We start from the raw sequence: 3,624 nt of genomic DNA on the forward strand, positions 1-3,624 counted from the left end.
GTTCGTGTTAGGCGTGGGGGTGACGTAGATGGAAAAGGACTTCCTCGACATGCTCCCCCACACCATCACCACATACGCGCTTGTATCGCGCACCTCGGCGGGCTATCCTGTGGAAGCGCACAGCAGTACACCGTCAACATGGGCCGCAAGGATAACCGAGAAGTTCAAGCTCGTGCGCGACCGCACAGGCACGGAAACGGTATCCAGGGCAAACGCCGTGATAAACTGCACGGGCGCGCTCACGCTGGAACACAGGTTCGTGTTGCCCGATGGCAGCATTCCGCCGCTGATAGCGCTGCACAAGATTGCCGACCAGAAAGGCACGCATCACTACGTTGCGTACTGGTGAGCGCCATGGTGCAGAAGACGATAGAAGTACAGGTCGAAGGGCTTCAGGCGGTGCGCCAGGTGTTCGAGCAGTTGCGGCTGAAGACCCCTCATGCTGTCGCGGCTGCGCTCAACGTCGAGGGCGAGAAGATAATGACCTCCTCGAAGCAGACGTATGTGCCTGTGGACACGGGCGCACTCAAGGCCAGCGGCCATGTGAAGCCTCCCGAGGTCTCGGGCGGCGAGATAAGCGTGGTGCTGGCCTACGGTGGGCCTGCCGCAAGTTACGCGCTCTGGGTTCACGAGATACCGCCACCTCCCGAGAAGAGCTGGAGCGGAAGGTCGGCGCGTCACGAGCCTCCCACGCAGTGGAAGTACCTCGAAACTCCCGCGAAGGCCGCAATCCCCGGAATGGACGAACGTCTGGCTGCGGAGATGCGAAAGGAGCTGCCATGAGCCATGCTGCTGGATGAGATAGCCAAGCTGCTGCAGGACAACAGCATTGCCACCGTGGACACCGACCTGTTCAAGGGCGCTGCTCCCGCAACACCGCACACATGCACCACGCTGTACGAGACTCCCGGCATAGCGCCGACGTTCTGTATGAGCACAACGCCAGCGTTTGAACGCGCAGGACTGCAGGTAATAAACCGCTCTACGAATTACAGCACGGCGAGGAACAAGGCGGAGTCCATATACCGCAGGTTCATCGGCACGGGCAATGCGACGCTAAAGCCCACGTCCACGGCAACGGGCACGAAGTACCTCAACATAGAAGCAGTGCAGACGCCTTTCTATCTGGGGATTGACGACAACAAGCGCCACATGGTTTCGTGCAACTATCTGGTTTGGAAGCAACTCAGCACTTAGGAAGGGAGGGAGAGCATGGCTACAGGAATACACGGCAAGTCCACGCGAGTCTACGTCAATGGGTACAACCTCAGCACCTCCCTCCAGAGCATATCTTCCCCGGCGTCGGCAGATGTGGTGGAAACCACGCCGTTCAACACATCGGATAAGACGTACATCTCGGGCGGCGCGAAGAGCGGCACACTGACGTTCGGCGGCCTGTGGGCAGGCTCCACTGTGCAGACGGATTACGTGCTCAACGCCGCTCTGGGCGGCACTACCGCGATATGGTGCTACTACCCTGCGGGCGACAGCACAGGCAGCGTCGGGCGCGGCTTCAAGAGCAAGAACAACTCGTATGAGGTTACAGCTCCCGTGGCAGGCGTGGTGTCCATCTCAGGCGGCGGGCAGCTCACAGGCACACACCCGGACATCGTAAAGGTGCTGCAGCCACTCACCGCGCTTAACACCTCGGGCGTCTCCGCGAGCCTGGATAACGTCACCGAGACGAACAATGGCGCGAATGCCTACGCGCATTTCACGGCCTGCTCAACACACGGCTGCAAGGTAACGCTGCAGCACTCCTGCGCGGGTTCCACATGGGACGACCTGATTACGTTTTCCACGCAGAAGGCGCGTGGTGCGCTGTGGGGAGCTTCGACAGGCACACTTGTCAAGAGCATGACCCGCGCGGCGCGGGTGTTCACGGCGGGCGGTTCCGCCACACTGCACGTCGCCCTTGCACGCAAGTAAGGAGGGAATCAGCACATGGCGGGTTCTCACGGCAGATTCGCACAGTTCTCTCTGGAGGACGGCACCACTACGGCACGGATGTTGAGGGATTGGCTCACAAACATCTCCATGCCGAGGGCTGTTGACACCGCAGAGACCACTGTGTTTTCGACAACGGACAAGACCTATGTGATAGGTGCTAGAGGTGCCACAATCGGGCTTTCGGGCATATGGGACAGCACGATTGACGGCTATCTAGGGCCTATCGTGGGCAAGGAGAAAGACTTCATCTACTTCCCGAATACCACGGAGGCTTCCGCCGTCAAGTATTACGGCAGCGCGATAGTGACCGCCTACGATATACCCTTATCGGTCACAGCGGCGGTCACATGGACGGCAACGCTGCAGGTCACTGGTGCCATAACCAGAGGAACAGTCTAAGGAGAGTGACATCATGGGGAAAGTCAAACTGCTGACACGCGAACAGGTTCTGGGGGCGCGTGTGCAGGAGAAAGTGATTGAAGTGCCGCAGTGGGGGGGTTCCGTCAGAATTCGTGAACTCACGAAGCAGAAGGAACTCCTCCTGCGGTCTGTTGCCAGAACAGCGGACGGCCAGCGCGATGAGGCCGAATTCGAGAAGCAGCTTTTCCTGCAGTCCGTTGTAGAGCCTCAGTTCACAGCGGAGGATTACGAGCTGCTGAAGCAGCAGGCTGCAGCGCCGCTCAACCTGATAGTCACCGAGATAATCAAGCTCAACTTCGGCGGGCTGGAACCCGCGAAAGCGTTTGAGGAACGGGAAAGGCAGTTTTTTCCTGGGAATCAATAATCCCGCCCACTACCCAGAGTTCGCCGACGAAGCCTTCCTGATGTTCCTGTCCACCGAGAAGTTCCACATCCCCCCACGCACGCTTGCCGCGATTCTGAGCATATCCGAGTTCCACGAGCTTCAGGCGTGGCAATCCGCGTTCAACAAGTCCCGCGACCTCGCATACCAGCAGGCGCAGCAGAATGCCCGAGGAGGTGTCTAGCATATGGCGGTTGTCACTGAAGTATCGGTGGTGCTCCGCGCCAAACTGAATGAGTTCTCCTCGGGCCTGCAGAGAGCGATGGCCGAACTGGACAACTTCGGCAAGGAAACACAGAAGATAGGCGACAGCTTCGCGGATATAGGAGATACCCTGAGCCTGTACGTTACGGCCCCTCTGTACTCGGCAGCGGTTGCCCTCGGCGCATTCATGACCAAGACAGCAGACGCCGCAAGAGACCTTGACGCGATGGCTCAGAAGATGGGCATGTCCACGGAGAGACTTCAGGAGCTGCGCTACGTCGCCAGCCAGACAAGCACGAACTTTGAACGGCTCAGGTTCACTGCCGTGCAGCTCAACAGGCGTCTTGTGGAGGGTTCCGAAGAGGGCAAGGAACTTGCGGCTGTCATCGAGGGCCTCGGCATTCGCGTCAAGGACACCACGGGTATGTTCCGTCCGATGGACGACCTGTTCATGGACGTTGTGCTAAGGCTCTCAGAGATGGAAGACATAACGCTGCGTAACGACCTTGTGATGAGACTCTTCGGTCGCGCAGGCTATGAGGTAATCCCGATGCTCAACGTGGGCGCTCAGGCGATACAGGGCATGACGCGCAGGGCCCACGAACTCGGGCTGGTGCTCGAAGAAGAGAACATCAAGGGACTCACGGCGTTCGCGCACAAGATAGAGG

At 59.0% G+C, this 3,624-nt stretch carries 7 protein-coding genes; all 7 read left to right on the plus strand.

Annotated elements, in window-relative coordinates; translation table 11 throughout:
* Positions 1–28 precede the first annotated feature (28 nt).
* The gene (locus WC359_15030) at positions 29–349 is read left to right on the plus strand and encodes a hypothetical protein (GenBank protein ID MFA5401763.1); all 321 of its coding nucleotides are present in this window, start codon (positions 29–31) and stop codon (positions 347–349) included.
* Between the two features lie 131 nt (positions 350–480).
* The gene (locus WC359_15035) at positions 481–783 is read left to right on the plus strand and encodes a hypothetical protein (GenBank protein MFA5401764.1); all 303 of its coding nucleotides are present in this window, start codon (positions 481–483) and stop codon (positions 781–783) included.
* 3 nt (positions 784–786) lie between these two features.
* Positions 787–1,197 (plus strand): minor capsid protein, encoded by a 411-nt coding sequence (locus WC359_15040; protein ID MFA5401765.1) that lies wholly within the window; start codon positions 787–789, stop codon positions 1,195–1,197.
* A gap of 15 nt (positions 1,198–1,212) precedes the next feature.
* Entirely contained in the window at positions 1,213–1,929 is a 717-nt protein-coding gene (locus WC359_15045) for a hypothetical protein (protein MFA5401766.1), read from the plus strand.
* Positions 1,930–1,944: 15 nt separating this feature from the next.
* Positions 1,945–2,349: a hypothetical protein gene (locus WC359_15050; protein MFA5401767.1), complete on the plus strand. Its 405-nt coding sequence runs from the start codon at positions 1,945–1,947 to the stop codon at positions 2,347–2,349.
* A gap of 13 nt (positions 2,350–2,362) precedes the next feature.
* Positions 2,363–2,734, plus strand: coding sequence for a hypothetical protein (locus tag WC359_15055; protein ID MFA5401768.1), 372 nt, complete (start codon positions 2,363–2,365; stop codon positions 2,732–2,734).
* A gap of 205 nt (positions 2,735–2,939) precedes the next feature.
* Positions 2,940–3,624 (plus strand): hypothetical protein (locus WC359_15060; protein ID MFA5401769.1); only part of this gene is annotated, 685 nt, incomplete at its 3' end.

This window comes from Dehalococcoidia bacterium (assembly GCA_041653995.1).
GTDB lineage: Bacteria > Chloroflexota > Dehalococcoidia > GIF9 > UBA5629 > CAIMUM01.

Excerpts from the sequence above, each read along its gene's own strand:
- WC359_15030 (MFA5401763.1), top strand. The coding sequence starts at position 29 with ATGGAAAAGGACTTCCTCGACATGCTCCCCCACACCATCACCACATAC.
- WC359_15035 (MFA5401764.1), top strand. The coding sequence starts at position 481 with ATGACCTCCTCGAAGCAGACGTATGTGCCTGTGGACACGGGCGCACTC.
- WC359_15040 (MFA5401765.1), top strand. The coding sequence starts at position 787 with ATGCTGCTGGATGAGATAGCCAAGCTGCTGCAGGACAACAGCATTGCC.
- WC359_15045 (MFA5401766.1), top strand. The coding sequence starts at position 1,213 with ATGGCTACAGGAATACACGGCAAGTCCACGCGAGTCTACGTCAATGGG.
- WC359_15050 (MFA5401767.1), top strand. The coding sequence starts at position 1,945 with ATGGCGGGTTCTCACGGCAGATTCGCACAGTTCTCTCTGGAGGACGGC.
- WC359_15055 (MFA5401768.1), top strand. The coding sequence starts at position 2,363 with ATGGGGAAAGTCAAACTGCTGACACGCGAACAGGTTCTGGGGGCGCGT.